At 68.6% G+C, this 25,700-nt stretch carries 24 protein-coding genes and 5 pseudogenes; 10 read left to right on the top strand and 19 right to left on the bottom strand.

Annotated features, from left to right (window positions below):
* Positions 1-63: 63 nt before the first annotated feature.
* Complete coding sequence (locus tag ACZ5PO_RS10685; protein WP_464193105.1) at positions 64-342, bottom strand: DNA -binding domain-containing protein; 279 nt, start codon at positions 340-342, stop codon at positions 64-66.
* A gap of 142 nt (positions 343-484) precedes the next feature.
* On the opposite strand from ACZ5PO_RS10685, the gene ACZ5PO_RS10680 reads away from it, so the two are divergent.
* Positions 485-739, top strand: a complete 255-nt coding sequence (locus ACZ5PO_RS10680) for a helix-turn-helix domain-containing protein (RefSeq protein WP_464193101.1) — start codon at positions 485-487, stop codon at positions 737-739.
* Between the two features lie 117 nt (positions 740-856).
* Here the strand turns inward: ACZ5PO_RS10680 and ACZ5PO_RS10675 are convergent, their stop codons facing one another.
* Complete coding sequence (locus ACZ5PO_RS10675; protein ID WP_464193099.1) at positions 857-1,183, bottom strand: DUF736 domain-containing protein; 327 nt, start codon at positions 1,181-1,183, stop codon at positions 857-859.
* A gap of 1,030 nt (positions 1,184-2,213) precedes the next feature.
* Here ACZ5PO_RS10675 and ACZ5PO_RS10670 point away from each other — a divergent pair.
* Complete coding sequence (locus ACZ5PO_RS10670) at positions 2,214-2,849, top strand: DUF433 domain-containing protein (protein WP_464193097.1); 636 nt, start codon at positions 2,214-2,216, stop codon at positions 2,847-2,849.
* A 742-nt stretch (positions 2,850-3,591) separates the two neighbouring features.
* On the opposite strand, the pseudogene ACZ5PO_RS10665 reads toward ACZ5PO_RS10670, so the two are convergent.
* Positions 3,592-3,717, bottom strand: a pseudogene (locus ACZ5PO_RS10665) (DUF736 family protein); the annotation flags it as partial.
* On the opposite strand from ACZ5PO_RS10665, the pseudogene ACZ5PO_RS10660 reads away from it, so the two are divergent.
* From ACZ5PO_RS10660 to ACZ5PO_RS10640, 5 genes and pseudogenes are all read left to right on the top strand, one after another.
* A pseudogene (locus ACZ5PO_RS10660) lies at positions 3,710-3,808 on the top strand (DUF736 family protein); the annotation flags it as partial. The pseudogenes ACZ5PO_RS10665 and ACZ5PO_RS10660 overlap by 8 nt on opposite strands.
* 123 nt (positions 3,809-3,931) lie before the next feature.
* Positions 3,932-4,372 carry a P-loop nucleotide/nucleoside kinase family protein gene (locus ACZ5PO_RS10655; RefSeq protein ID WP_464193094.1) on the top strand — a complete coding sequence of 147 codons (441 nt, stop codon included), beginning with the start codon at positions 3,932-3,934 and terminating at the stop codon, positions 4,370-4,372.
* A 37-nt stretch (positions 4,373-4,409) separates the two neighbouring features.
* Positions 4,410-4,751: an NmrA family NAD(P)-binding protein gene (locus ACZ5PO_RS10650; protein ID WP_464193092.1), complete on the top strand. Its 342-nt coding sequence runs from the start codon at positions 4,410-4,412 to the stop codon at positions 4,749-4,751.
* A 78-nt stretch (positions 4,752-4,829) separates the two neighbouring features.
* A complete protein-coding gene (locus ACZ5PO_RS10645) occupies positions 4,830-5,486 on the top strand; it encodes an NAD-dependent epimerase/dehydratase family protein (protein WP_464193090.1) in 657 nt (218 codons plus the stop codon).
* A gap of 83 nt (positions 5,487-5,569) precedes the next feature.
* Entirely contained in the window at positions 5,570-7,198 is a 1,629-nt protein-coding gene (locus ACZ5PO_RS10640) for an ABC transporter ATP-binding protein (RefSeq protein WP_464193088.1), read from the top strand.
* A 61-nt stretch (positions 7,199-7,259) separates the two neighbouring features.
* Here the strand turns inward: ACZ5PO_RS10640 and ACZ5PO_RS10635 are convergent, their stop codons facing one another.
* The 6 genes from ACZ5PO_RS10635 to ACZ5PO_RS10610 all read right to left on the bottom strand — a co-directional run bounded on the left by ACZ5PO_RS10635 (position 7,260) and on the right by ACZ5PO_RS10610 (position 13,449).
* Positions 7,260-8,225, bottom strand: coding sequence for a hypothetical protein (locus ACZ5PO_RS10635; RefSeq protein ID WP_464193086.1), 966 nt, complete (start codon positions 8,223-8,225; stop codon positions 7,260-7,262).
* A 33-nt stretch (positions 8,226-8,258) separates the two neighbouring features.
* Positions 8,259-9,212, bottom strand: coding sequence for an OmpA family protein (locus tag ACZ5PO_RS10630; protein ID WP_464193083.1), 954 nt, complete (start codon positions 9,210-9,212; stop codon positions 8,259-8,261).
* Between the two features lie 71 nt (positions 9,213-9,283).
* Positions 9,284-10,276 (bottom strand): trypsin-like serine peptidase, encoded by a 993-nt coding sequence (locus ACZ5PO_RS10625; RefSeq protein ID WP_464193081.1) that lies wholly within the window; start codon positions 10,274-10,276, stop codon positions 9,284-9,286.
* 5 nt (positions 10,277-10,281) lie between these two features.
* The gene (locus tag ACZ5PO_RS10620) at positions 10,282-11,454 is read right to left on the bottom strand and encodes a hypothetical protein (RefSeq protein ID WP_464193079.1); all 1,173 of its coding nucleotides are present in this window, start codon (positions 11,452-11,454) and stop codon (positions 10,282-10,284) included.
* A 23-nt stretch (positions 11,455-11,477) separates the two neighbouring features.
* Positions 11,478-12,020: a hypothetical protein gene (locus tag ACZ5PO_RS10615; RefSeq protein WP_464193076.1), complete on the bottom strand. Its 543-nt coding sequence runs from the start codon at positions 12,018-12,020 to the stop codon at positions 11,478-11,480.
* Positions 11,989-13,449 carry a hypothetical protein gene (locus tag ACZ5PO_RS10610; RefSeq protein ID WP_464193074.1) on the bottom strand — a complete coding sequence of 487 codons (1,461 nt, stop codon included), beginning with the start codon at positions 13,447-13,449 and terminating at the stop codon, positions 11,989-11,991. The genes ACZ5PO_RS10615 and ACZ5PO_RS10610 overlap by 32 nt, the downstream gene beginning before the upstream one ends.
* 231 nt (positions 13,450-13,680) lie before the next feature.
* Between ACZ5PO_RS10610 and ACZ5PO_RS10605 the strand changes: the two genes are divergently transcribed.
* Positions 13,681-15,390, top strand: a complete 1,710-nt coding sequence (locus ACZ5PO_RS10605) for a S8 family peptidase (protein ID WP_464193072.1) — start codon at positions 13,681-13,683, stop codon at positions 15,388-15,390.
* 5 nt (positions 15,391-15,395) lie between these two features.
* Here ACZ5PO_RS10605 and ACZ5PO_RS10600 read toward each other — a convergent pair whose 3' ends face one another.
* The 3 genes from ACZ5PO_RS10600 to ACZ5PO_RS10590 all read right to left on the bottom strand — a co-directional run bounded on the left by ACZ5PO_RS10600 (position 15,396) and on the right by ACZ5PO_RS10590 (position 19,237).
* Positions 15,396-16,742: a hypothetical protein gene (locus ACZ5PO_RS10600; protein WP_464193069.1), complete on the bottom strand. Its 1,347-nt coding sequence runs from the start codon at positions 16,740-16,742 to the stop codon at positions 15,396-15,398.
* Between the two features lie 30 nt (positions 16,743-16,772).
* Positions 16,773-18,878 carry a caspase family protein gene (locus ACZ5PO_RS10595; RefSeq protein ID WP_464193067.1) on the bottom strand — a complete coding sequence of 702 codons (2,106 nt, stop codon included), beginning with the start codon at positions 18,876-18,878 and terminating at the stop codon, positions 16,773-16,775.
* Between the two features lie 92 nt (positions 18,879-18,970).
* Complete coding sequence (locus ACZ5PO_RS10590; RefSeq protein WP_464193064.1) at positions 18,971-19,237, bottom strand: hypothetical protein; 267 nt, start codon at positions 19,235-19,237, stop codon at positions 18,971-18,973.
* 232 nt (positions 19,238-19,469) lie between these two features.
* Between ACZ5PO_RS10590 and ACZ5PO_RS10585 the strand changes: the two genes are divergently transcribed.
* A complete protein-coding gene (locus ACZ5PO_RS10585) occupies positions 19,470-19,646 on the top strand; it encodes a transposase (RefSeq protein WP_464193062.1) in 177 nt (58 codons plus the stop codon).
* Positions 19,647-19,967: 321 nt separating this feature from the next.
* On the opposite strand, the pseudogene ACZ5PO_RS10580 reads toward ACZ5PO_RS10585, so the two are convergent.
* From ACZ5PO_RS10580 to ACZ5PO_RS10565, 4 genes and pseudogenes are all read right to left on the bottom strand, one after another.
* Positions 19,968-20,162, bottom strand: a pseudogene (locus ACZ5PO_RS10580) (serine hydrolase); the annotation flags it as partial.
* A gap of 137 nt (positions 20,163-20,299) precedes the next feature.
* Positions 20,300-20,458: pseudogene (locus ACZ5PO_RS10575) on the bottom strand (DUF736 family protein); the annotation flags it as partial.
* Positions 20,459-20,600: 142 nt separating this feature from the next.
* On the bottom strand, positions 20,601-20,924 hold the full coding sequence (locus tag ACZ5PO_RS10570) for a DUF736 domain-containing protein (RefSeq protein ID WP_464193060.1): 324 nt from the start codon (positions 20,922-20,924) through the stop codon (positions 20,601-20,603).
* 549 nt (positions 20,925-21,473) lie between these two features.
* Positions 21,474-22,436, bottom strand: a pseudogene (locus tag ACZ5PO_RS10565) (IS110 family RNA-guided transposase); the annotation flags it as partial.
* A gap of 200 nt (positions 22,437-22,636) precedes the next feature.
* Here ACZ5PO_RS10565 and ACZ5PO_RS10560 point away from each other — a divergent pair.
* The gene (locus ACZ5PO_RS10560) at positions 22,637-22,903 is read left to right on the top strand and encodes a hypothetical protein (protein ID WP_464193057.1); all 267 of its coding nucleotides are present in this window, start codon (positions 22,637-22,639) and stop codon (positions 22,901-22,903) included.
* 173 nt (positions 22,904-23,076) lie between these two features.
* Here ACZ5PO_RS10560 and ACZ5PO_RS10555 read toward each other — a convergent pair whose 3' ends face one another.
* From ACZ5PO_RS10555 to ACZ5PO_RS10545, 3 genes are all read right to left on the bottom strand, one after another.
* Positions 23,077-23,994 carry a DUF2493 domain-containing protein gene (locus tag ACZ5PO_RS10555; protein ID WP_464193055.1) on the bottom strand — a complete coding sequence of 306 codons (918 nt, stop codon included), beginning with the start codon at positions 23,992-23,994 and terminating at the stop codon, positions 23,077-23,079.
* Between the two features lie 533 nt (positions 23,995-24,527).
* The gene (locus tag ACZ5PO_RS10550) at positions 24,528-24,971 is read right to left on the bottom strand and encodes a DoxX family protein (protein ID WP_464193052.1); all 444 of its coding nucleotides are present in this window, start codon (positions 24,969-24,971) and stop codon (positions 24,528-24,530) included.
* Between the two features lie 28 nt (positions 24,972-24,999).
* Positions 25,000-25,629 (bottom strand): LuxR C-terminal-related transcriptional regulator, encoded by a 630-nt coding sequence (locus tag ACZ5PO_RS10545; RefSeq protein ID WP_464193050.1) that lies wholly within the window; start codon positions 25,627-25,629, stop codon positions 25,000-25,002.
* Positions 25,630-25,700: the final 71 nt, after the last annotated feature.

Here is a 25,700-nt window from a genome sequence, read left to right as displayed (position 1 = left end):
AGGCAAACCACGATGCCGGACGGGGATCGGTGAGTTTGTGCGAGCGATGCGCGGTCGGCGCGCTCAGTGGGGTGGACCGCCGCGCAAAAGGTGGCGGTAGCCGTGCTCGGTCATCCATTTGGCCCGGCCCAGATGGCTTTCCCAGGCGCGGCGGGCGCGCTGCGGTTCGCGCGCCGGATCGATATGCAGGACGATCTTGGCGACCTCGGCCCAATCCGCGCCGTCCGCGTCCGCGTCGAGCAGTCGCAGGTAGGTCACCGCGTGCTCCATGTCGTAGCCGGTGAGCGTCTCGGCTGTCGGCGCCTCGTCGGCGACATCGGGATCAAGGGGCGGCTTGGGCATGGCTCGCTTACGTTGGGGACTACCTCTGGCACCGTCCGACACCCGTCGCTGAAGCGCTGGCGGCGCGGCCAGCCGGCATCATCGGATGATGAACCGCAATTAACATGCCGCGTATTATAATGCGTAGCACCAAAATGCACGATTGGCACTCATCCTGTGGATGGACATCCGCAGGGTCTTCGGAGCCAACTTGCGCCGGTATCGGACTGCGGCAGGCATCAGCCAAGAAGCCGTAGCCGAACGCATGGGCGTTGATCGTGCGCATGTCAGCAGCATGGAGCGAGGCCAGCAGAACGTGACCCTGATCACCTTATGGCATGTCGCGTTGGCGGTAGGCGCACGACCAGCCGCTCTTTTGGATGAGGCAGTGGAATTGGACGAGGACGAGACGTCCTAGCGTCTATGCAATGGGCGGCCGCCCTGCAAAGCTGGCAGATCCGATCGTGCCAAAGAATGCGCTGTTTGAGTGCGACGAAAGCCCGCCCGGTCGACCGGGCGGGCCTGTTCACTCAAGTCAGTCGCCGCTGCGCTTGGCGAGCCGCGACCAGCTCAGACTGTAGCCCTCGCCGTCTTCATCATCGAAGAGGTTGGCAAAGATCGGGGCGGTGAAGCTCGGATCGTCGAGCTTGAGGCTCAGATGGGGGCGCCCCTCGTTGGAGCGCTTGGTCCAGGCGGCGCCGATCTCGACGCGGCCGACGAAGACGCGGTGGCTCGGGGAGCTCTCGCCGGACCGGTTGGCCTCGGGTGCGATGCGGGCGTTCTTGGCCTGGAGCGAGAGGGTGACGATGCTGCCGGTGAACTCGTCGTTGCCGGTCCTCTTGAAGGCGCCGATGGTCGCCATCGTGGCTCTCCTTGATCTCTGTCCCGAGCCCGCACCATGCGGCCTCGATGGCGATCGACGGGGCGGAGGCGACCGACACCGCACGCGCTCGCGGGCCGCAGCGTCAGCGGAGGATGGCAGCCAGGCGACTTTGTTGATGTCGCGAGGAATGAGCGCGCAGCGGCGGCGGCTCCTTCGCTCCTACGGCTTCCAGCTCGAGCCGGCTGTCGCTCCACGGGGTCTGCCCTTCCGGTGCGGTATGCACGCATGCTCACCGTTCGTCCGGCCGTGGTCGAGGCAGCCTTTCCGCCAGCGCTGCCATGGCATGACCCTGGCTGCCAAGCCAACGTCTCGCATCCGAGCTCGACGGCCGCCGCCATATCGACCATGCGGTGAGAGGGACTCGGCCTTTGCCTCGCACCCACGCCGCCCCGCGGCAGCGAGCCCGTGAGACGCTCGGGCCGGCCAATCCGGGCGTGCGCCACGCCGTCGTCGTCACTGCGAGCTTCACGATGCCGTGCCAGTGCACGAACTGACGAGACGCCGTTGGGGAAGAGCCCATCGGCGGCCCATGTTGGGATGCTTTGCGCGCGAGGAGCAGCCGCCCGTTGGCACACGCTGCGCGACGGCGGGGTGCGGAAAGGCAGTCGCAGGAGTGTGAGCATAGCGACGCCGGAGGCGGCACGCGGGACCGACTGCTCGCCCGAGACCGGTCAGCAGGGCAGCCGCAGGAGGGTCAGCATCGCGACGGCGCCCTGGCGTCGGGACCTGGGACCGACTGCCCCCGGCGAGGGCGGCCGGATGATTGCGCGAAGGATCGTTGCCTCGAAGGGCCGAGACGCAACAGCGGCTCGGTAAGGCTACTCGGTTGAGCTCGTCGAGCGGGCCTCCGCATCGCCACGATGCGAAGGCCGACGGCGGCCAGAATGCGCAGATGTGCGTCGCCGAGGCGCGGCTCGGCGCCAGTCGCGGCTGATCGGCCAGGAGTGAGCGCATCACCTTTGCCGGCGCGGCGAGAGGCTATATATTGTTCTTTCGTCGGAGAATGGTTATGGCTATTGCCGCGCGCATCTACACGCCCGCCGAAGCCGCCGCTGTCAGCGGGGTGGCGGTGAAGGCGGTCCACAACGCCATCGACAAGAAGATCGTCGAGACGAAATCCGAGCGTCGTCCACGCGGTGCGGCCCGGCGCACGCTCACTTATGAGGGGCTGCTGCGCCTGAAGCTCTGGCACGGCGTCGGGTCGGCTTTGAGCGTCGATCGCCGTGCGAAACTGTTCGCGGCGATTGCGGCGACGCCCAAGGCCAGGACGGTGCGGGCCGACGACCTGCTGATCGTTGATGTGGGAGCGGCGCGCAAGCAACTCGACGCGCGCATCCGAGCGCTCGACGAGGCGGAGGCCGCCATCCATCGCGACAAGGCCATTCTCGGGGGCGAGCCGGTGTTCAAGGGAACCCGCATTCCGGCGCGCGCGATTGCGGCGATGCTCGCACAGGGGGCGCGCGCCGAGGAGATTCTCGAAGGCTATCCGGCGCTCACACCGCGCATGCTGGACCTGGCGGCGATCTGGGTCGCCGCCCATCCGGCCCGCGGGCGGCCGAAGACGCTCGACGAGCAGGGATTGCGGCCGACGTCCACGCAGCGGCTGACGCTCAAGGGTGATCCGCGGTCGCGCCCGTCCGCATGAAATTCCTGATCGATGAGTGTCTGCATACGTCGCTCGTCGAGGTGGCGCAGCAGCACGGCCATCAGGCCAATCATGTGAACTGGCTGGGATCTCGGCGGCGAGACAGACTGGGATCTCATGCCGCGGATCGTTGCCGGCGACTTCACCTTGGTGACCAACAATGCGCGCGACTTCCGCAAGCTCTATGCGAAGGAGCCAATTCACGCCGGCTTGGTGATCATCGTTCCGCAGGTGACGCCGCGCGCCAGCGCGAGCTGTTCGACGCCGTATTGGAGGCGATTGCGGCCGAGGACGCGCTGGTCAACGAGATCATCTTCACGAGGCCGGCGAGGCGATCCTGCGGAGATATACGCTTCCCCCATGAAACGAGAAGGGCCGGCCGGGAGGACGCGCCGGACGCCTCCCGAGGTCTCTGGACGCGCGGAAGGCGGCTCAAGCTCCCTCCTCCTCGAGCCGCTGCCGCTCGGCTTCCGCGAGCAGTTCCTCAATGCGCCGGAGCGCGTTGAAGGACTGGGTCAAGGAGCGCGAAAGACTGCTCAACCGGCGGGTTGGGGGGGACCGCCCATCCTTTGACGCGGGGCGACTGCCGATAGAATGGGCGGATACAGAGGGAACGCCCCGGGGTGCAAGGGTCATGGTCAGCGCGCGTGGCTGCGCCCCGCTTTGGGGATGGAGCGGGAGCGGTTGCGCTTGGCAGAGGAACACCCCGCCCGAACGATTCGGGCGGGGCGTTGCAGGAGGCTCAGTCGGCGCCGCGGCGTCCGTTGGGGCGGGACCAGATGAGGTTGTAACCGTCGCCGTCCTCGTCCTCGCCCTCGAAGAGGTTGGCGTAGATCGGGCCGGTAAACGAGGGCTCGTCGAGCTTCACCGCCCCCATTTACGCCAACCTCTTCGAGGACGAGGACGGCGACGGTTACAACCTGATCTGGTCGCGGCCCGCCAAGCGCAGCGGCGACTGAGGCGGCGAGAGAGCCCCCGGGCCTCCTGGGCGGGGCATCGCCTCCGAGGATGCGCGACGAAGGCCGTCGACTGCTCGGGAGAGTACCGCAAGAACCCCCGGCGGAAGGACGATCGGTCAGCGTATGGCGACACTTCACATGATCTGCGGCCTCCCCGGTTCGGGGAAGAGCACGCTCGCGCGACAGCTCGAGGCGGCAACCCAGGCGGTCCGCTTCGCGCCGGACGAATGGCTTTGCGAAGTCGGCTTCCCCCTCTATGACGAGACAGCGCGAGCCTGGGTCGAAGCCTTGCAGTGGCGTATGGCCGGACGCTGCCTGAGGAGCGGGGCCAGCGTGATCCTGGAGAACGGCTTCTGGTCCAGGCAGGAGCGAGACCACTATCGCGCCGCGGCCGGACAGGCGGGAGCGGAGACGAAGCTGCACGCTTTTGCGGTGCTGCTGGAGGAACTCAAGCGCCGGATCGTCAAGCGCAATCGATCAACCCCCGCGGATCAGATCGTCGATCCGGATGATCTCGATGGCTGGTCCGCGCTCTTTGAGGCGCCGGCGCCAGACGAACTGTAGGAAACCGCCACGCGGCGTGCAGGGCCCAACGGGCGCCTTGGCTGCGTTCGATCGGCAGTCTGAACGGAAAAGCGAAATGGGCACGCGCGCGGTGATCATCGGCGGCACGGGGCAAATCGGCCGCGCGGTCGCACAGGTTTTGCTCGACGGCGGCTGGTCGGTGATGCTCGCCGCGCGCGGGACAGGGTCCGGGGCCAGCGGCGTCCTCGCCCGTGGCGCAAGCTTCGTGGCCATCGACCGCAATGAGCCCGATGCCCTGGCCAAGGCGATCGGGGACGGCGCCGCCGTCGTCATCGACACCGTCGCGTACGACAAGGACCACGCCCGCCAGCTCCTCGCGATCGAGGAGGATGTCGGCGCCTTCATCGTCGTCTCCTAGGCGAGCGTCTGCCGCGACGCGGACGGACGGACGCTGGACGAGGCGGCGCAAAATGGCTTTCCCGAGCTTCCCGTGCCGATGCGCGAGGACCAGCCTAACGTCGAGCCCGGCCCCGCCAGCTACTCGACGCGCAAGGCCGCCCTCGAGCGCGCACTTTTCGACCATGCCCGACGGCCCGTGACGATCCTGCAGCCCTGTGCGATCCACGGTACCCATTCCGGCCATCCGCACGAGTGGTGGTTCGTCAAGCGCATGCTGGATGACCGCCCCGTCATCCGGCTCGCCTATGAGGGCCGAAGCCGCTTCCACACCACCGCGGTGGCCAACATCGCTGCCCTCGTCACGACGGTGCTGGGGCGGCCGGGAACGCGCGTGCTGGATGTCGCCGACCCGGAGGCGCTCACGGCCGCGGACATCGGCGCTCTCATCGCTGACCATATGGGGTACGCGGGGGCGATCCTTCCGCTCGGCGTCGACGATGTGCCGGCAGACAGCGCGGTCGGCCGATCGCCCTGGTCGATCCCTCGGCCGTTCATCCTCGACACAAGCGCTGCGACAGCATTGGGTTATGGTCCGGCCACCACGTACCGGGACGCAGTTGGTCCGATCTGCGATTGGCTCTCGGCGCAGGAGGGGCGCGGCTGGGAAAGCGCCTTTCCGGTGCTCGCCAGCTATCCCTGGCCGCTCTTCGACTACGCGGCCGAGGATCAGGCCGGGCTTTGGTCACTGGCATGAGCCCGCCGCGGCGGCCCAATCTCCGCCCAGTCCCACGGCCATAGGGGGGCGACTTCCCTTCGTCCCCGATTCGCCCTCGCCCCATGACCCAGCCCGCCGTCTTTGCTCCGATCTCCGAAATCCTCCGCGCCTACTGGAGATCCGACCGCCGGACGCTGCTCCTCGTCGCCGTCGTCGTCGTCCTCTCCAGCGCGAGCAGCGTGGCGGCGCCCTATCTCTTTTCACGGCTCGTCGACCGCCTGCCGCAGGAGGGGGCGGTCGCGGCGCTCGCCTGGGGCTTCGTGCTCTATGCGGTGCTGCTGGGCGTGTCCTCGGCGCTACAGCACATGGTGCAGTATCTCTCCTTCATGAGCGCGGAGAACCTGGGCTTCATCACGGGGACCCGCTTTTTCGAGCGCATCCTGACGAAAACCACCGGCTTCTTCGTCGAGCACAATCCAGCGGAAATCCAGAATGCGAGCGCGCGGGGACGCAGTGCGCTGACGACGCTCGTGCAGCTCGGCCTCATCGTCTTCGTTCCCGGCGCGACGCAGATCCTGCTCACGCTCGCCACGCTCGGCGCGCTGATCAGCATCGAGGTCGCCGCGATCGTGGTCGTCTACGGAACTGCCGCGGTCACGCTCACTCTGATCTCCGCCCGCCGTGCGCGCGTGTTCCTCGACAAGGCGATCGAGGCCGGCCAGGACAACGCGCGCTTCGTCGGCAACGCCATGAACGCCTTGGAGACGCTCAGGCATTTCGGCAGCCATGGCTGGATGAGCCGCCGCTTCACCGCCAAGGCGCAGGAGGTCCGGGACAATTGGCGCGCCTATGTGCTGCAGCGCGTCGGCTACATCGCCCTTCTGGGATTGGGGCTCGCCATCCAGTTCGCCGTCACCTTCCTGCTGCTCCAGCTCAATATGCCGTTCGAGATGATCGCCCATGCCATCGACGACGTGGTGCGCTCGCGCGCCGCGCTCGTGCCGCTGGCGACCATGTGGGCTGCGCCGGAAGAACGGCAGGTGTCCCATGCATCGGTCTTCGCGCCGCGCGCGGGCCGGATCGTCTTCGAGAACGTGGGCTATGCCTATGAAAACGGCCGCGGCGTGAAGGACATCTCCTTCACCGCGGAACGCGGGGCCATCACGTTCCTGGTGGGCGAGACCGGCTCCGGCAAGTCGACCGTCTTCAGGCTGGCGCTGAAATCGATCGAGCCGGATCGGGGCCGCATCCTCGTCGATGGTATCGATCTCGCCGGCGTCGACCGGGCAGACTGGTATGCCGCGGCGGCGGTCGTGCCGCAGGACATCGTGCTCCTCAACGAGAGCCTGGCCGACAACATCCTGCTCGGCAGGCCGTTTGATGAGGACCGCCTGCGCCGCGCGGCCGACAAGGCTGCAATCCTTCCCTTCGTTGAGGCACTCCCCGACGGCTTCGAGACCAGGGTCGGAGAACGTGGCCTAAGACTCTCCGGTGGTGAGCGTCAGCGCATCGCGATTGCTCGTGCGCTCTATGGCGATCCGGCGATCCTCTTTCTCGACGAGGCAAGCTCGGCGCTCGACGAAGCGACCGAGCGCGACATCATGGAGCATATCCGCCGGCTCTCCCGCGACGTGACCGTGCTGGCGATCACCCATCGGCGCGCCATCATCGCGTCGGCGGACAAGGTCGTGGATCTCGGTTGCGAGCGAACTCCGGTGCCAGAGCGAGCGCCGGGTCAATGGACCGGTTGACGTCGCAGCACGAGAAAAGTCGCGCATGGCGCGCGCCCTGCATGACCATTCCCGCGAGCCGTCAGCGGGTCGCAATGCGGTTCATGACGAACGTATTGCCGGCAAAGCTGACCTGGCCGCCGACGTTCATGTGCTCCAGCATCAGGCGCAGGTTGCGGTTGATCCGGGCTGCGTCCGAGCGGGTCTCGTACCAGTATTCCTCTTGGCCGGCGCTGGCGCGCACCGGGCGGTGGTGCTCGTAGCAGCGGAAGGCGCTGATGTATTCCTCGACGGCCTGCACCTCCTGCGGCGAGAAACCGTTGAGGCGGATGACATAGGCGGTCGGCAAGCCGGCGCAGGCCTCGCCATCCACCGGCGCCGCGGCCACCCCGCCCCCCGGTAGCGGCGCCGGAGCCGGTGTGGTGACCGGAGCCGGCGCCGTGACCGCGACGCCCGTCGCGTCCCGGCGCGGCGCCACGAAGCCGTCGAGCTTCTGAGTGAGCGCGCCGGCGAGCTCTGCGGCGAGCACCTTCGCATCGGCGCCGACGCGCTCCAGCAGGCATTCCCGGTCGCAGGCCTGCGGCAGCGGCGCCAGCTGCAGGCCGGTGACCTCGAAGGATCCGATCGCCTGGCCGGTCCTGACGTTCAGAAGCCGCCCGGCGACGCGTACGTCCGGCCGCACGATGTCGGAGACCGTCGACTTCTGGGCCGAGGCGTAGATCTGGAAGATGGCGACCACGTCCAATGGCGGCGCCTGCACGCCGCGGGCCACGTCGATCAGCTCGGCATCGCGCCGGCGCACGCGGCCCGGGTGGGAGATGCCCATGGCGACTGCCGTCTCGTCATAGACGTTGTAGCCGCGCACATTCATCGTCTCGCCGAGCTCCTGGATGACGCGCTGAAAGATGCGGTTGCCGCGGGGCACGGTGTCCTGGTCGGCGTCCTCGCCCATCACCACGATGTTGGGGCGCGTCTGGGCCTGGGCGGCCCCGGCGACCGCGAGGCAGGCGAGCGCTGCGGCCAGGAGGGTCAGTCGTTTCAGGAGCATCGGTCGGTCTCCGTGAGATGGTGGGAATACGTCTCAGTCGTCGATGCCGGACCAAGCGGGCCGGCGCGGGTCGTACCAGGCGTTGAAGCGCACGATGGGATCAGCGCCGGCGATGGGCCGGCATGAGACCGGGGAGGGCGCCGCGCCGAAATCGTCGAGCGCGTCGCTCGGCAGCCGCCAACGCGGATCGTTGGGACCGGCACGACAGCCGGAGACGACCTGCCAACCGGTGCCGAATGCCCCGGCGTCGATCTCCACAGGCGCGTCGTCGACCCGGCCATCGAGCGCGGATGAGCGCTTCGGCGGCGCGATCAAGGCGATCTCCACCCGGCGATTGACGCCGGACAGCGGCTCGTCCGGTCGCTTGAGCCGGGTCTGGCCCCAGCCGTGCACCACCAGCCGCAGCGGATCGATGCCGTAGGCCCGAGCCAGGAAGCCGCGCACGGCCAGCGCGCGGCGCAGCGACAGCACGCGGTTGTAGCCGGGATCGCCGGCCGCGTCGGTATGGCCGGCGACCAGGAAGCGGTAGGGCATGAGCTCGCGCGATTGCAGCGCGCGTCCGAGCGGCTCGAGCTGTGCTCTCGCGTCCGGCGTCAGATGGGCACTGTCGTAGGGGAAGAAGACGGTGATATCGATCGCATGGCCGTAGTCGACGCGCACGCGGCGCTTGCCGTCCTCGGCATCGACCTCGCGCACCTCGCCGCTAGCGTTGGGATTGCCGTCCACGAACGGGGCCAGCGAGCGAATGATGTCGGTCGCCGACGGCGCGGCCTGCGGCACCTCGGCCGGCCCGGCCGGGGCCTCGTGCGGCGCGGCCGCCGGCGCCTCGCCACCTTTGGGCGCCGGATCGGTGAGCGGGTTGCTCTGGGCGCAGGCCGGGCCTGCCGCCACGAGCGCCGCGAGCGACAGACCGGCAAGCCAGGCTGAGCCCGGCTTGCAGCGGCGGGTCGTCGTCTTGGGCTTCATCCACACGATTGCGGTCCTCATGTACTGCGCACGTCGGGCGTTCCGCATGTGCCCCTTCCGTGGGACCCGGAGAGCGGAATCTGCGGCAGCGCTCATCGGCGGAGCACCGAATTCATCTCGTCCGGGCTCAGCCCGCCGGCTGGCGTGCTCGTCGGCGCCGGCGTCGCGAGACCGCCCGCGTCGGCGGGCGCGGGAGCTGGCGCGGCAGTGCGCGGCGAGGCGTCGGGCGCCCCTGGGGAGGCCGGCGGCGGGCCGCCGGCTTGGGCCAGGCGGGCAAGGATGCGGCTGTCGGCGAGGATGGCGGCCATGCGCGTCGCCGTGTTGAAGCTCGTGGGATCCTTCGGGTCGAGGCCGCCCTCCTTGTGCAGCGCGATGCCGTCCGCCCGGCTGTCGAACAGCAGCGAGCCGGAGCTGCCGCCTAGCGTGTCGCAGCGGTGGCGCAGCTCGGCGCCGTTCTCCTGCTCTTTCAGCGCCATGCAGCGGAAGCGGCTCATCACCTTGGGGCGGCCGAGCGGATGGTGGATCACCAGCATCGACCGGGTGCCCTCCGGCGCCGCCCCGGCCACCCGGACGAAGCCGTAATCCGCGGTCGGATTACCGCTGACGCGTGCGACCGCGTAGTCGAGGGCGGCGCTCCATTCCTCGGGCTGGGGCGCGATGTCGAAGCGCTTCGCCCCTTTGCCGTCGAGCGTCAGGTAGTCCATGAGGATCGAGGCCTTGACCGGCTTCAGCTCACCCTCGACCGGCAGGCAATGGTGATTGGTGAGCACATGGTTCCCCTCGAGCAGCGCACCCGTGCACGACTCGCCGATTTCCTGCCCGGTCCGCTGATGGCGCAGGATCACGTCGATGCGGCCGATCGGCCGCGCGATGAGGGCGAGCGGATCTTTGGAATCCAGCTCCGCCACGGGCTCGAAAGCGCCTTTGTGCGCGTCGATGTAGGTCGCGGCATCGCCCGTGCTCTGCCGCTGCGGCAGTTGCGCCTTGCCGTAGTCGGCCGGATCGAAGCCGATCGCCTGGGCCTGAGCGTGCCCGGCGGCAACGAGGATGACCAGCGAGATCGTGGCGGCGATTGAGCGGAGCATGGCCTTTACGGAACCAGTTGGTGCGTGAACGAGCCGAGCGGCCGACGGGTCGCGCCGTCCCCCACGAATACCTGCAAGCTGTAGACGACGTTTTGGCGAACATGGTCGCGCAGAAACACGAGCTGGCTGCCGTCGCGCTGGCGGCTGATGGGCAGCGCCACCGCAACCAGCGCCGGCGACACCTCGACGCTCATGGTCTGCGGGTCGCGGACGCGGATGGCGAGGCCGCACAGGGCGGGATCGAGGCGCGTCGCGGCGAAGCTGTCGCCCTCCAGGGGTACCGAGCGCTGCTCGGGCGTCCCCACGGCGAACAGCAACTGGCGGCAGGAGCGCCCGGCGGGGGCGCGCACTTCGGACACCGTCACCGGCGGCGGCTCCGGCGGAGGGGGCGGAGAACTGGGCCGAGCCACTGCGACCCGGCCGCCCTGGCCCGACGCCTCCGTCGGCGGAACCGTGCTGGTCGGGCTCAGCGAGCGGACCGCCAGCGCCGTCCCGGCCAACGCAACGACAGCCGCGGCCAGCCCGGCGGCCAGAGGCCAGCGGACCGCGCGGCGCGCCGCGCGGTCCGGCGCAGGCGGCAGTTGCACCTGCTTCCGCGTCAGCTCGTCGAGACGCACCGCGGCGGCCACGAGCGATTCGGAGGGGAGCGCATGGAGCGGCCGAGCCTGCTCCTGCTCGTCGAGCAGGCCCTTGGCCGCGGCGGCGCCGGTCCCGGCGGGCAGCAGCACAGCCAGCGCGGTCGTCGGCGTCCCATCCAGAAGCGCCCGGGAGCTGTCGATCTTGTCGAGCAGCGCGTAATCGCCCGGGATCACCTGAAGGTCGAGGTCGAGGGCGCCGGTGGCCCACAGGATCAGGTCGGCCTGATCGGGCGCATCCGTCAGACTGTGGCCGCGGGCGATGAGCAGGTGGGCCAGCGCCACCGGCGCCTCCCAGCTACGCCCGGCGTCGAAGGAGCCGGAGAGGCGCAGCTCGTAGGCGCCAGGCGCCGGACGGTTGCCAGCCGACCCATGGGCGAGCGGCCCTTCCGGCCCGACGAGGCGCGCATAGTCGGCCGACCAGGGCAGCGGCCGGTAGTCGCCGTCGGCAAACGCGGCGGAGGCAGGCAGGCCGGCCCGCACTTTCAGGCTTCTGACCACCAGCGGGCCGCCGGTGGTCGGGACGATGACGAGGACGCGCATGGTGCGATGAGGACGGCGACCGGTCAGACCAGGAAGATCTCGGCACGCGGATTGCGCACCAGCGTTGCCAGACGCTTCATCTCGGGCAGCGACGGGTCGAGAACGAGGATGATGGCGCCGGCGATCGGCTCGGGCAGGGCAAGCCGCAGCGCGTCCTCGTCCGTACCGATCTCGATGAGTTGCGGCGGCGGATCCTGGACCCCGGTGATGACCAGCAACGGCGGCGACCCGCCCTCCCCATCCGAGATGGTGAGCGTGAAGCTGCCGACACGACGCTCGCCGACCGCGCCGTCCGAGGCGGCGATGGCCAGCGGCGCGTGCGCCTGCGCCAAGCTGGCGAGCATCGTCCGGTAGCGGCGGCCGACGACAGGATCGGTGCGGATCGCCCGCTCGACGGCGAGCGACACCGCTGCTGCGGGCGCGCGGCGCGCGTGGGCCCACAGCTCCGCCGCCCGCACGGCCGGGCGGGGCTGCGCCGCCACGGCGCGCGGCAGCTGCCGGGCCACGTGCAGCTCCGCCAGGAGCTCGGCCGGGTCAGTCGGCGATCGGTCGGGCTGCTTCGGCATGGGGCACCTTTCCGATATAGGCCTCGTGGAAGGCCGCGGCGAACATATCCTTGTCGGCCAGGAACACAGCCGCCAGCGGCCGGCGCCTGGCGAGCGCCGCCGCGGCGCCGATGAAGGCGGCGACCTCCTCGGCCGCCTTGACCAGGCTATCGTCGAGCTTGGCGAAGGCCTCCGCCAGCGCAGCGCGCTCCGCGTCGAAGCCGGCCCGGCGCACGCGCTTGATGTCCGCCTCGGCAGCAGCGAGCACGGCGGCAACCCGTTCGTCTGCGACGTCCTGGCGCCGCAGCCGCAAGGCCGCTGCGATACGCACCATGCGCTCGACATGGCCGGCCAGATCCCGGGCGCGCTCGACGACGGCCTCGTAGGGGCCGGCCTCGCCGCAATGGACCCGCTCCTCGACGGCCGCGCCGCCGCCGCCACGCCTGAGGCGGTTGGCGATGCCCGACTGCACACGGCCGAAGCTGACGGCCCGCAGGACTGTCAGCGGCTGCTGGCGATGGAAGGGCTCGAGCCAGACGAGATCGATCAGATCGTCGCGCTCGGCGCCGGTCAGGACCTTGGGCGTGTCGGGCAGCGCCGCCAGCGTGCCGGCGAGCGCCGTTGCCGTGTCGTCGAAACTGACGAGGTCCCCCAAGGCACCCTCCAGCCGATCCGCCCAGCCTTCGATGGCCTCGAGCGACACGGCGCCGCGCACGTGCAACAGGCCGCCCACCGCCGCTGTCAGCCGGCTATAGGTGACGAAATGCTCCGCGACCGTGCGGAACTGCGTCCGCTCGCCGGCTTCGATCTCATGGCGCCAGTAGGCGACGATGTCGTCGTCCTCGAAGGCGCCGCGGCCACGCCGGTGTGCGCCCTGAGCCAGGAAGGCGAGAATGGTGCGAAACCGCTTTTCCACGGGCGCCAGCGGCATGTGGGCCTGGCGATAGGCCCCGGCGAGGCGGGCGAGGCGCCGCGTCAGCTGCGTCACCGAGGCTTCCGAGCCGCCGTCGAGCTCATCCAGCCATTGGCTCACCTCGGCGAAATGGCCGAGGTCGTCGGCCGTCAGCACGAACTCCGCCAGCGCCAGCAGCCGCGCTGCACCGGCCCACGTTGCGCGCCACGCCTCCCCTTCGACGTCCGCGACGATGCCCTTGTCGTCCACCAGGCCCGGATGGCTTGCACGCAACGCAGCGGCGAGGGCGCCCGGCCGCGCGAGCCGCGGATCCAGAATCATGTCGATGAGGGCCCGCGCCGGCGAGGCGGTCGCCGACGGACGCTCGGCCAGCGCCCCGAGCAGATGGGCGAGGTCCCAGAACGGCTTGTCGCGATTCGGCCGCATGGCCCCGACGACGGCGCGCGTCAGCCAAGCGGCCTCGCCGCTGGCGAGTGCCCGTCCGTCGATGACGCCGGCAAGATCGGCGGCGCAGCGCTCGTCGAACCCCAAGCTCATGGCGGCTCCCCGTTCCAGCCCCTGTCCGAACACAACCGAGGCGCGGGAATGTGGTCGAAAATGAAACCCTGTGGCAAGTTCCGCCGCCGCATGGCGCTCCTGCGGGAGCCGCCGCGACGCTGAAATCCCTCTCGTCGTCCCATGCCTGGGCACGACAGACGCGTTTCCGCCAAGCCCGCCACGGCAAGCGGAACGGTATGGACCACGGACCGAACCGACGAGGGCTCGCCGATGATCAAGACTTCGCCCGCAGCACTCCTGGTGGCTCTATGCATCGCCATCCTCGCGATGGCGACGAGCGCCGATGCGCAGGTGCGCAAGGTGCCGGAGGCCTTGATGACGGCAACCGCAGGCGGCGGCCAGGAGCGCGTCATCGTCGAGCTTGCCTCGCCCGCCCAGGGTGGGCGGCAGGAGGCCTTCCGTCAGCCGGAGCGCTACATCACCGATATCCTGCGGGATACAGCGCGGGGCGTGAGCGCCATCGGCGATGCGCCGCTCGTCGTCGCCGAGGTCAGCAGCGCAGGGTTGCGCCGGCTGGAGAGCGACCCGAGCGTCGCCCGCGTGCTGCCCGACCGGCTGATGCAGGCGTTCCTGCCCGAATCGACAAAACTGCTGCACTTGCCGGAGGTCTGGAGCACCGCCAAGGGCGACGGCCTCGCCGTCGCCATCCTGGATACGGGCGTGGCGCGACGACATCCGTTCGTCGCCCGGCACATCGCGGCCGAAGCCTGCTTCTCCTCCACGGCGCCGGCCCAGCATTCGCGCTCGCTGTGCCCGAACGGACAGGCCGAGCAGACTGGAGAGGGCGCTGGGGACGCGTGCGACTACCGGGCCGTCGCCGCCAATTGCGTGCACGGCACCCATGTCGCCGGCATCGCCGCCGGTGCCGCGGGCCAGAGCAAGACGGGGCCGCTCGATGGCGTGGCGCCGCAGGCCAAGATCGTCGCGGTGCAGGTGTTCAGCCGCTTCGAGGGCGAGACGGTCTGCGGCAAGGGCGTCAAGGTCTGCATCAACGCCTGGACCTCCGACGTCATCAAGGGCCTGATGTTCGTGGAGCGGACGGCTGGGCAGACGAAGATCGCCGCGGTGAACCTGAGCCTCGGCGGCGGCAAGATGGACGCCACCTGCGATCTGCAATCGCCCTATGCCGACATCGTCAAGCGGCTCACCCAGGCCGGCATCGCCGTCGTGGCGGCGGCGGGCAACAACGCCTATGTCGGCGCCGTGTCGGAGCCGGCCTGCATCAGCGCGGCCATCACCGTCGGCGCCACCCGCAAGGATGGCACGATCGATGTCAGCTACTCCAACACGTCCGACAAGATCGACGTGGTGGCGCCGGGCACGCAGATCCTCTCGGCGGCGGCGGACGGCTACTACAAGCTCGACGGCACCTCCATGGCCGCGCCCCACATCACCGGCCTGATCGCCGTGTTGAAGGCCCGGCACCCGGAGGCCTCCGTCGCCGACATGCTCAAGGCGCTGAAGGAATCCGGCACGAAGGAGACCGATCCACGCAACAAGCTGAGCTTCATGCTGCCCGACGCCCGGCGCGCCATGGCCGCCCTCGATGGCGCAGGGCAGCCCGTGCAGCCGGCCCCCGCCCCGGTCGCACCGCAGCCCCAGCGGCCGGCGCCGGACCCGCGCGTGTCGAGCTGCGGGCCCGTGTGCGTCGAGATCGACAAGGGCACGCGCCGGATCATCTTCGTGCTGGCCGACCGCAACCCGGTCAGTCGCGAGACGCTCGCAAGCCTGCGCACGCTGCTCGGCGCCGGCGCCAAGGTGGAGGACATCGGCGACGGCAAGCTGGTGGTCGAGCTGCCGGAGGGAACCAGCGGCAACGACGTCGATCGCGCTCGCCGCGGCGTGGGCGACGGCACCCGGGTGTTCCCGGATACGCCCTTGCAGACGCTCCAGCCGGGGCAGCGCATCCAGATCCGCTAAACCGGCTACCGCACCAGGACGCGGGCCGTCGCCTCGCTGACGCCGGGGGTGGCGCGGGTCTTATCGAGGAGATCGAGCACCTCTTCACGTGACAGCAGTTTCGCTTCCGTCGTGGCGCCGGGCGCGGCTGCCAGCCACCGCTCGTGCAGGGCGGCTGGCAGTTGCCCCTCCACCCCGAAGCAGTCGAACAGGTTCTCGAAGGCGCCGCTCAGCACGATCTCCGACAGGTCGAAGCCGCGCGGATAATGCGTGACGCCCGGGGTGACGGCGCTGCGCCCCGCCCCGCCCTTGACCGGCAGGGTCACGAACGCCGTCTCGTCCGGGGCCAGCACCCAGCAGTAGAGGTTGAGCTTCGCCTTGGCCTCGATGCGGATGTCGAGCCGCTGCCCCTGGCCAAAGGGCGCGGCCAGAGGCACGGCGTCGAGGCGCGCACGGTCGACCAGCGCGGTGGCCACCACGTGGTCGAGAAACGGCCGCACCGCCGGGTCGCAACCGAGCCCCTTGATGTCGATGCGCCGCCGTCCTGTTGGCGCCAGGACAGCCCCGTCGCGGTCGAATGCGACGCTCATCCATGACTGGCCGCTGCGGTCATGGTCGAACGTCCCGCGCGCCGTGACGCCGCCCGGCGGCGCGGCGCAGGCGCCGCCGGGCGGGCGGCGCACGTCGAGGCGCTTCTCGCTCAGCATGCGCGAGGGCGCGCGCGCCTCCGCATCGAGGGCGATGGTCAGTCGGTCGGTCAGCACGCCGGCGCAGAGGCTGTGGCCGGATCCGGCGCTGAGTGGGCAGACCGTGACCACGCGCGCGTCGGGCGCGCTCTGCACGAGGTTGCGCACGGCGCCCTGCATCACCTGATCGATGTCGGCGAGGCCGGGCCCGGCCCTGACGGGCACCTCCAGCAGATCGCTGGTCACCTTGCAGTCGGCGGCCTTGGTGATCGCCTGCAGTCGGAAGGAGGCGGTGCCGCCGGCTCGGCTCGGCGCCACGAAGAAGACGGACGCGTCGCCGTCAAAGGCCTTGCGGATCTGTTCCTCGGCTTCGGCGCCGCTGAGGCCGGTGGTGCCTTCGCGCAGCCCCTTGATGCGGACCACGTCGGCGGCAGCCGCCATGCGCACGCGTCCGGTCGCCTGCAGGCGGCTCTCGACCAGAAGCCTCGCCTCCTCGGCCTGCTCGCGTGACAGCGCCGTCTGCTCCGGGCCGAAGCCGACGACCGCGAGCGACAGCGGTTTGGACGGCGAGCAGGCGGCCACGCCGTCCAGCCACTGCGCCAGCGCGTCGGCACGCGCCACGCCCGGAGCCAGGCACATGAGCAGCCCAGCCACTGCGGCCCCGCTCAGAAGGCGCGTACGGTTCACCACCATGCCCTGCGGCCGCCCGGTTCCACGTCAGTTCTGATCCTGTCCCGTGGCCTTGGCATAGACGTCGAGCGCCCGCACGAACACCGGGTTGAAGCGGCCGTCGACGGCCCCTTCGTAGTACTGAGCCTTTTGCACCGCGCGCTGCACCGCCCGCACCGTATCCGGCTTGAGCTTCTGCGGCGCCACGTCGGTGGCGGCCACGGCGGCGGCGCCGAGTTCGCCCTTGGTCAGGGCCCGCAGGATGAGGCCGACCGACGACTGACCGGGGAAGAAGGAGCCGAAGCCATTGTCGATCAGGATGGCCATGCTCACCATCGCCATGGGGTCGCCTTTGTCCGCCGCCGTCTTGAACAGGTTGAAGCCCTTCTGCGGATCCTTGGGGATGCCGGGACCGCCGTTGAGATAGTAAGGCACCAGCTTGGTGATCGCGAGGTTGTCGCCGGCCTCCGCCGCCTTCTGGTACCAGCGGATCGCCTCCGCCTCGTTCTTGGCGACGCCTCGCCCATACTCCAACATCCGCGCGACGTTGGTCATGGCGATCAGATTGCCGGCTTCGGCTGCCTGCCGATAGAGCCTCAACGCCTCCGGCCGCGACAGCTTCACGCCCTGGCCGTTCTCATAGAGCGTCGCGAGGTTGTTGATCGCCGCGATGCTGCCGGCGTCGACGGCCTGCTTGTACGCATCGAAGGCCGGCTTGTAGCGGTCGAGCCGGTCGTAGGCGCGGCCGAGCTGGTAGAACAGGCGCCGCACGTCGGGATGCGCCTTGGTGGCGGCCAAGCATGCGTCGACGGCCTGGTTGCCATCCATGTTGCGCATCGACCGCCCCTTTATATTAGCCGGCTTATCCGGATCGTCGGGCGCGGCGGCAAGGTCGTCGCAGCGCTTCACCTTCGGATCCCGACCCGGATCGCCGGCGCCGAGATAGCCCTCGGCGAGGGACCGGTAAGCGCAGACCGAGCCGCAGCCGTTGAGGTAGTCCTGGAATTTGCCGAGCGCGCTCAGGCGCTGCCAGTTCTGCTCGTCCTTGGCGGTCTCGGCGTCCTCCTTGCCCTGCAGCAGCAGGGCCATGGCGTTGGACCGGTAGGTGCAGATGTCGCGGCATTGCCCGATGTAGCGCTCCAGTGCGTCCCGCGTCCCGGCGGCACGCGCCTCGCGCCAGCGGGCTTCGTCGCGCGCCTCGGCGACCGGCCGCACGATGGCGGAGACCGGCGCATTGATCCTGAGCGAGATGGAGGCGGCGTCGACCTCCGGCACCTGCTCGCGGCCGCTCTCACGGCGGGCGCTGGCCGCGACCTCGTCCTTCAGATAGGCCTGCAACTCGGTCCATTGCAGCACGCCGCCGTCGCCGCCCGCTGACGCCGGCTTATGGGCTAGGCCTGCGACGCCCATGAGGAAGCGGCTGGTGAAGAGGCCGAGGCCGATCTTCTGGTCCCAGTTGGCCGGGGTGGCTCCCGACGTCGCCACCAGCTTGATCACGCCGGCCGCCGCCTTCGGGCGCGCCGGCTCGAAACCCGGCGCGGAGACCGCGAGCAGCGTCTCGCCCTTGCGCCCGGTCTCGCCGGTGAAGCAGGCGTCGATCATCACCACCACCTGCCGCGGCGCGCCGACCTTCTGTTTCACCAAGTCCAGGTTGCGGTAGAGCGTATCGAGCAGGTAGCCGCTTTCGCTCTGGCCGGGGTTGCCGTCCTGGGGCAGCAGGAACGGCTGGCGCGTCGCGAGATCCGGCACGCCGTGGCCGGAATAATAGACGAACACGTTTGAGCGGCCGGAGGCCACGCTGCGCCAGAGCCGGCCCGATTGCGGATTGCGCTCGGTGCCGAACACCTGGTTGAACTCGTTGAGCGTCGCGTCCTTCAGAACGAAGACGTTCTGCTCGCGGAAGCCGAGCGACTTGATCAGGTATTCCTTGATCGCGTCGGCGTCGTTGTGGGCGAAATCGACGGGCACGGTCTGCTTGTAGGTGCGGTTGCCGATGACCACGGCGATCGAATCGGCATTGTCGTCAAGGCCGGTCGGAGCTGCGGCCGCGGGCCTGGCCAGAGTCGTGGCGGGCGCCCCCAACGGTGCTTGCGCGGCCACAGGCACCGCCAAAATGGTGAGCATCATCAACGCGATGAAGGCACGAGACAGCATCGTTTTCCTCGCATGGCTCCAGTCCGGCGCGGCCGCCCATCATGCGCAACGGGCCGCCGCCTGTCATCCGCACCGAGCGCGCCCATGATATGTCAATTGAGGTAGAGACCGCGGCCGCACCGGCGGGCCCGGCGCCATTCCAGGTAGCCGCTGCGGGTATTGTAGACACGAATGGTCTTATAGACGCAGTAGAGACCGGAATTGCGGCCGTTGTAATAGACTCCGCCGTTGTCGAGATCGATCCCCAGGAACTGCGGGTCAGCCTTGTTCGGAGCGGCTTCGCCGGCTGTAGCCGGCTCCGCAAGGGTTGCCAGGCCGAGGATGGACACGGCGAGCACGCCGAGGATGGTCTTGGTCATCGCTTGCTCCTTCTGCGGCAGGAGCACGGGCGGTCGCCCCTCCTGCTCACAAGGCCCGTGCGGAGGGCAGAGCGGTTTTTGCGATGGCTGGTCGCGGGCGGTCTCGGCCACGCCCCTAAGATCTTGTTCTGAAAGCGCAACGCTGTGCGACCGGGATCAAAGGTGACATTTTTGGACTGCAACCCTCGATTGAGACAGCGGAAAGCGGTAACAAGGCTCCGAAGGGCGGGTCATGTCAAAGCAATCTGAACGCGTGTTTCATCGGCATTCAAGGAAGCGGCCGTCGCGATGGAGCGCCGGTCGCAAGGTTGCGCCGTTGGCTAGGGAATTGGGCGTCGCACGGCAGGTGCTGTATCGTTGGCGAGCCGAGGGCATCGCCGGGTTGAGCATAAGCGCCGTAGCGGCTTGAGCGGCATTGGAACTGGGCGGAAAGCTCTATGTCTGCCGGCCGGCAGCCACGCTAATCAAGGCATGAAAATTGCCAGCTAAACGAAATGAACTTGGAGCCTGAAACTCCCCTAACCGCAGCGTGGGTCACTGCCCCCGACCTCGAGCCGGTGCGCCTCTCACTTCTGGGGGCCGGCGAGCACGCTTTACGGAGAGCGGCCGCCCCCTAGAGATGGCGTGCCCGCCGAGTCTATGACCTTCGGAACCGGACGAGCGGCCAGTCAGGTCGGGATCATCGCCGCGCGGCACGCTAAGCCGCATGTGGATGACGAGTTCCCGGAATGGTCTGTGCTCTGGGTCCTCTGCGGGACCAGCCACGTGTCCTGTCGCGCGGGTCGCCCAGCTTGGCTTCGTTGAGGGTCGTCTCGGTGCGATCGAGACGCGTTACCGTGTCCTCGATCGAGCGAAGATAGGCCGTCAGGCCTTCGGGCCCGCCGATGACGCGAAGCAAGAGGTTCGCGGCCGTGTTATCGCTGACCGACCCGCGGCGCCCCGCCTTGAGCGAGGCACCGCGTCCTCGCCACCCTCGGGATTATGCGGAGCGTCACCACGCCGAAATCCGCAGAAATGCTCGGCTCTGAACACGTCGCTCCGCATAACTCCTTACTCCGCATAATCGACGCGGCCGACGAAGGCCCGGTGGCTGGGAGCGTTCTCTCCGGTGGCGCGGGCCTCGGGGACGATGCGCACGCCCCGGGCCTGGACGCTGAGGGTGACGATCTCGCCCGCGAACTCGTTGGTGCCGGTCTGCTTGAAGGTGCCGATGGTCGCCATGGTGGTTCTCCTTGATCTGATGTCCCGAGCCCGCACCATCGCGGCCTCACATGAGGGGTGCTCATCAAGCTGTCGTTCCGAGTTGCTGAGTGGTCGGTCTCGAGGACGCCCCGCAGCGTGCGGGGCGTCCTGCCGAGGGGTGTCAGTCGCCGTTGCGGCGGTTCGGTCGCGACCAGATGAGGCTGTAGTTCTGACCGTCCTCGTCTTCGACCAGGTTGGCGTAGATCGGAGCGGTGAAGCTCGGGTCGTCGAGCTTGAGACCCAGGTAGTTGCGGCCCTCGTTGGACTGCTTGGCCCAAGCGGCTCCGATTTCGATGCGGCCGACGAAGACCCGGTGGCTGGGAGCGTTTTCGCCGCTGGCGCGCGTATCGGGAACGATGCGAACCTTCTTGGCCTGGAGGGAGAGGGTGACGATCTCGCCGGTGAACTCGTTGCCGGACTGCTGGAAGGTGCCGATGGTAGCCATTGTCGTTCTCCTGACCGGTTGCCGAAGCCGCCCTGTGCGGCCTCGATAGCGGTCGTGAGGCGACGGTTGGGCCGACTGCATCCTGTGGGACCGCAGCGTCAGCGGAGGACGGCGGCAGCCAAGCTTGTTGTCCCGCGAGGAATGTGGCGAAGCCGCAGGGGAAGAAGGTTGGCGAAGCCGTTGCAGGCCGAGGCCCGACGGGCGCCAGACCAGCCAGAAGAGAGGCCGTACAGGGGGATACTGCATCGGTCTCACGGGAGCGATGCCGACCATCACCCTTCAGCTATGCATTTGGCACTAGCGGCGGATCTGCCCCACGCCATGAACTTCAGGTCTGAGCCCATCTCCTGATCCGCGCCTTGCACGTATCAACCTCACATCCGGTCGCCGCTCGAACGGCCGCACCATAATCCCGCCTACGGCGGCAAGGGCTCAGGAGGGCGAGACCAATCTCGATGACGGCGTTGAAAGCCATGCCGCAATGCGGTCGTCCACCTGGTTCCGGCGAGGCTGATCAGGCCCAGGCCGAACTCGTAAGCGATCAGATCGTCATGGTCTGACCACCGCGCCTTCGATCACCACGCCGGCGCAGGTGTACTTCCACAAGGCCACCACGAGCTTGCGGGCCAACGCGGTGATCATCACCTTCTTGAAGCGCCCGCCGTTCTGGGCGACACGCTGGTTGAACCAACGACTGAGCGCAGATGCGGTCGACCTTGCTGGAGATGGCGTGGCTTTGAAGGCGTGAGTTCCCGGACTTGCCGATCTCCTGTTCCCGGTCGATCGACCCACTCTGCCATGGCGTCGGTGCGAGCCCGGCATAGGCTGCGACCTGCCGGCGATTGTCGAAGTGCCGGAACAAGCCTTCGCCCCAGAGCACCGCCGCAAACTCAGGTCCGATGCCGACGACCTTTGACAGCGTGACCACCTCGCGCGACGACTGGCGCGCTTCGGCGAGCATGGCATCACGCTCGGCTTCGACGGCCCTGATCTGATCGAGCAGCAGTTCCATGCGATCCAACTCACCCAGAACCTGGCGCTGCATGTGTTCGGGCAGCTCCCGCCCATCACCTGTCCGCAGCGCCACCAGCCGCTCGCGACGATTGGGCCGTAGCGGATCGTACCCGCTGATGCCCTGGGAGAAGAGCAGACCTTTTATCCGGCTGCTGTGCCGGATGCGCTCCTCCATCAGCACCTTGCGTTCCCGCACGATGCGTCGGCGGTCCTCCTCATCAGGTGTCGGCACACGCAGCATGGAACAGACCCGCGGTTCGCCGCGCTTGAACGCGAGCAGCGCGCGGATCAGAGTCTCGCCGTCGAGCCTGTCCGTCTTCACCCGCCGCTTGCGGCGTGATGTTCGATGGACGCGGCATCGACGACATGGCTTTCGTGACCCTCGGCCAATAGCGCCCTGTGCATCCAGACGCCGTCGAGGCCCGCCTCCTGGATAATGACGAAGGGATAGTCGCGACCGGAGCGGTCCCGGACCTTGCGCAGCAGTTGAGCGAGCCGGTACGACACATTGAGGGAAACGGTCGGATTGCGAGATCGGGAGCGCCTGGCCACCGATAGCTGCCCCTCGATCGAAGGGGTTCCCACTCGACGGCCTGCCGGCCCGTCCCTACATGCCACGTGTCGCCGGTGGGAGGGGGCCGCGCCGGAGGCAGAATGATTTCGTGCTCCCGCCTGACGCCATACATGGGAGGGGCGCCATGCCGAACGTTCTGCAGCAGCTTGACCAGGTCGAGTTGGACATCATCGCCTGCGAGGAACAGATGGCCCGCCAGCAGGAGGTCATCGACGAGCTGGCATTCCGCGGAGAACCCACCGACTTTCCGCTCGCGATTCTCAGGGACTTGGAGGACATACAAGCCAGGCAGATTGTGCTTCGTGACAAGCTGAGGGCGGAGGTAGCTCACCGCAGATTGGCAGACCCCTCGGCTGAGCCAGTCCGCCCCGTCCCGTCACCCCGGCTTTAGCGCCGGCACGGAGACGAGGCGGGCCTTCGCGAATTCGCCACTCTGCCCGCGATAGGCGATCGTCGGGAAGGACGCGGCCACGCTCCGACCAAGATGGTCCTGCGGATTACGCGCGGACGCGCCGCCACGGCCTTGGTGGCCGTGGAGCAGCCATGCGGATCCTACGACGGTGCTCACCCGCCGCCGAAGGTCCAGACGGGGATTCCGAGTTTCCGCGCCTTGTCGCGGAGGTTCTGCTGGATGCCGGTGCCGCCGAAGACCATGACGCCGATCGGGAGCACCGCGAGCATCTGATCGTTGCGCTTGAAGGGCGCCGCGCGGCTGTGCCGTGTCCAGTTGGGCGCGAAGCCGATCTGGGGAACGCCCCGGTGGTCGGCCCAGCGGGAGGCAATCCTTTCTGCGCCCTTCGGTGACTTGCCGTGCATCAGCACCATGTCGGGATGCCGGGCATGCACCTTGTCGAGGGCGTCCCAGATCAACCGATGGTCGTTGAACTCCAACCCGCCGCTGAAGGCGACCTTCGGCCCTGGTGGCAGCAGGGCCTCCTGCTCGGCGCACTTCTTGGCCATCAAGAAGTCGCGGCTGTCGATCATCGCCGCGGTGATGGCCTTGTGGTTGACCATGGACCCCGTGCGCGGGTGCCACGGTGCGCCGATGTGCCGTGCGTAGTGCGCGGCTGCCTGGTCGCGCATCAGTTCGAAGGCATCGCGGCGCTCGATCAGCGTCTCGCCTTGAGCGGTCAAGCGCTCAAGTTCAACGGATCGGACCTCGCTACCGTCCTGTTCCTGCTGCGAGCGGCGCTGCGCCTGCTCGTTGTCGTCGAGCTCGCGCTCGACCCGCCCGGTGGCGCGGTGGAAGAGATGAACGGTCGACCAGAGCAGGTCGTCGAGATCGGGTTCGAGGCGGGTGTCACGGAGGGTGGCACTCAGGGCGTCGAAGATGTCGGCCACAGCGCCAGCGAGATGATTGTCTTCGGGCAGCGGCCGCGGATCGGGCTCGTCCTGCGGCCGGTAGCCGAAGAGTTGAAGTTGGGTCAGGACGTGGTCGGTCGGGGATGTGGCGTGGTGCGGTTCGTCGCCGTGCTCGCTCATGGGGTGCGCCCGTCGGGTGGACCGCGACCGTCGCGGCCTTCATGGCGACGAAGCCGTCGGACGGGACGGACCTGCACCCGGCGCGCGGCGCCGAGCCGCAGCGTCAGCGGAGGATGGCGAAGGCCGGCTATTTTGCTTCGCGATGGAAAGCGCCCGCCGCTCGGGGCCCCCATGGCGATGGGGTGAGCAGGGCGCGCCGGAAAATAGTCGGCCGCAGCCATTGCCGATCCGTCTCGACTGACGGCCGATCGCCCTCTGGAAGGCCTAGGCGTGGTCCTCCCGACGATAGACTGCATCCGGGCGACGGGCGGTGCACCGCCACCCGCACCTCTCCCTGGCTACGGTCTGAACCGAACCACGGAGCGCATCATTAAAGTCCGCGATGGGTGGCGAGCGCGCGTCGAACCCAGGCCGGAAAGCAGACGTTCCCCGCCGTTGCCCACGTCTCGCGCCGGAAGGCGCAGCAGCACCCGCTAGCTGTCGCATGGCTATCCGGGCTTTCCGCGATCATGTCGATGACGCCGCCGGTACGGCTATCCGCGGATCGTCACCGCCACCGCCGCCGCGGCCAACAGGACGGCGCCCGGCAGGTGCGTCCAGTCGCGATGACGAATCAGGGTGATCACCGCGGAAAGCAGGATGACGCCGCCGCTGGCGCCGGCGCGCGAGGTCCCGGGGAACAGCAGCAGCAACCCCGCCGTCGCCTCGAGGCCGCCCGTCACCCGATGAAAACCGGCCGGATAGCCCCAGCGCGCGAAGGCGTCGCGGACCGTGCTGCCCGCCGTTGCGAATGGCGCGGAGCAATCGATCCTCGTCGTCGACGGCGAGCTCTGAAGCGGAGCCGTAGCGTTCCGCGCGGGTGGAGATGCGGGCGGATACGCTCGACTAGGCTCTCTAAGTCTAAGGTGTAGGGTTTGGAGATCGGCGGCTCGTCGCAGAGGGATGGATCGACTGAGTGGTTTCCGCCGGAGGTGCAACAGTGCCGCTGATGCGGGGCAGCAATGGCTACAAGCGCAGCTGCGAAACCTTAGCCACGGCCGCAGTGCGAGACGTCACGCCGAGCGTCTGCAGCAAGGCGGAGACGTGCATGCGGGCCGTAAACGGCGAAATGCCAAGTTCGCGCGAGATTTCTTTGTTGGATTTGCCAACAGCCAGGAGGCGAAGCACTTCACGCTGGCGCTGAGTGAGGCCCTGCAGCGAGTCGCGGCGGCTCTTGGATGCGACGGCGGAGCCACCTCGTTTGACGACGAACTCGCCCGCCCGAATAGCGGCGATCGCCGAGCCGATCTCGTCCGGCGGCACCTCCTTGCCGATGAAGCCGTCGGCGCCCTCGAGCATCACCCGATCGATGATGTCCTGGTCGTCGACCATCGACACGACGACGATCGACGCGCTCTCGAACTCCTCGCGCAGCGCCCGTATCGATTGTTCGACATCCATGCCGGGGAACAGCAGATCCAGCACGAACAGCACGGGTGGCGTGCCGACCCTGGACAGGGCCAGGAGCTCGTCCAACGAGCCCGCCTCGAGGATCTCGGCAGTCGGCGCCATGCGTTGCACGATCCGGCACATGCCGTCGCGAAAGACGGGGTGGTCGTCGGCAACGACGATGCGTTGTTCGGTTTTCCGCTGCACTGAAAATCGCCTCATCCCGAGGTGTTGATCGCGCAAGATCCAATGCTGAGCCGATCAAGTCAAATAGCAGC

The sequence above is a fragment of the Chelatococcus sp. KU-N122 genome (assembly GCF_055391085.1).
This window is presented reverse-complemented; position numbering and strand designations above follow the sequence as displayed.

What these genes read in the sequence shown, in the direction of transcription:
- ACZ5PO_RS10645 (WP_464193090.1), top strand. Translation starts at nt 4,830, where the DNA reads ATGCGCGAGGACCAGCCTAACGTCGAGCCCGGCCCCGCCAGCTACTCG.
- ACZ5PO_RS10585 (WP_464193062.1), top strand. Translation starts at nt 19,470, where the DNA reads ATGTCAAAGCAATCTGAACGCGTGTTTCATCGGCATTCAAGGAAGCGG.
- ACZ5PO_RS10595 (WP_464193067.1), bottom strand. Translation starts at nt 18,878, where the DNA reads ATGCTGTCTCGTGCCTTCATCGCGTTGATGATGCTCACCATTTTGGCG.
- ACZ5PO_RS10615 (WP_464193076.1), bottom strand. Translation starts at nt 12,020, where the DNA reads ATGCCGAAGCAGCCCGACCGATCGCCGACTGACCCGGCCGAGCTCCTG.
- ACZ5PO_RS10555 (WP_464193055.1), bottom strand. Translation starts at nt 23,994, where the DNA reads ATGAGCGAGCACGGCGACGAACCGCACCACGCCACATCCCCGACCGAC.
- ACZ5PO_RS10590 (WP_464193064.1), bottom strand. Translation starts at nt 19,237, where the DNA reads ATGACCAAGACCATCCTCGGCGTGCTCGCCGTGTCCATCCTCGGCCTG.
- ACZ5PO_RS10570 (WP_464193060.1), bottom strand. Translation starts at nt 20,924, where the DNA reads ATGGCTACCATCGGCACCTTCCAGCAGTCCGGCAACGAGTTCACCGGC.
- ACZ5PO_RS10630 (WP_464193083.1), bottom strand. Translation starts at nt 9,212, where the DNA reads ATGAGGACCGCAATCGTGTGGATGAAGCCCAAGACGACGACCCGCCGC.
- ACZ5PO_RS10675 (WP_464193099.1), bottom strand. Translation starts at nt 1,183, where the DNA reads ATGGCGACCATCGGCGCCTTCAAGAGGACCGGCAACGACGAGTTCACC.
- ACZ5PO_RS10625 (WP_464193081.1), bottom strand. Translation starts at nt 10,276, where the DNA reads ATGCTCCGCTCAATCGCCGCCACGATCTCGCTGGTCATCCTCGTTGCC.
- ACZ5PO_RS10560 (WP_464193057.1), top strand. Translation starts at nt 22,637, where the DNA reads ATGCCGAACGTTCTGCAGCAGCTTGACCAGGTCGAGTTGGACATCATC.
- ACZ5PO_RS10635 (WP_464193086.1), bottom strand. Translation starts at nt 8,225, where the DNA reads ATGCTCCTGAAACGACTGACCCTCCTGGCCGCAGCGCTCGCCTGCCTC.
- ACZ5PO_RS10670 (WP_464193097.1), top strand. Translation starts at nt 2,214, where the DNA reads ATGGCTATTGCCGCGCGCATCTACACGCCCGCCGAAGCCGCCGCTGTC.
- ACZ5PO_RS10640 (WP_464193088.1), top strand. Translation starts at nt 5,570, where the DNA reads ATGACCCAGCCCGCCGTCTTTGCTCCGATCTCCGAAATCCTCCGCGCC.
- ACZ5PO_RS10610 (WP_464193074.1), bottom strand. Translation starts at nt 13,449, where the DNA reads ATGAGCTTGGGGTTCGACGAGCGCTGCGCCGCCGATCTTGCCGGCGTC.
- ACZ5PO_RS10655 (WP_464193094.1), top strand. Translation starts at nt 3,932, where the DNA reads ATGGCGACACTTCACATGATCTGCGGCCTCCCCGGTTCGGGGAAGAGC.
- ACZ5PO_RS10685 (WP_464193105.1), bottom strand. Translation starts at nt 342, where the DNA reads ATGCCCAAGCCGCCCCTTGATCCCGATGTCGCCGACGAGGCGCCGACA.
- ACZ5PO_RS10620 (WP_464193079.1), bottom strand. Translation starts at nt 11,454, where the DNA reads ATGCGCGTCCTCGTCATCGTCCCGACCACCGGCGGCCCGCTGGTGGTC.
- ACZ5PO_RS10605 (WP_464193072.1), top strand. Translation starts at nt 13,681, where the DNA reads ATGATCAAGACTTCGCCCGCAGCACTCCTGGTGGCTCTATGCATCGCC.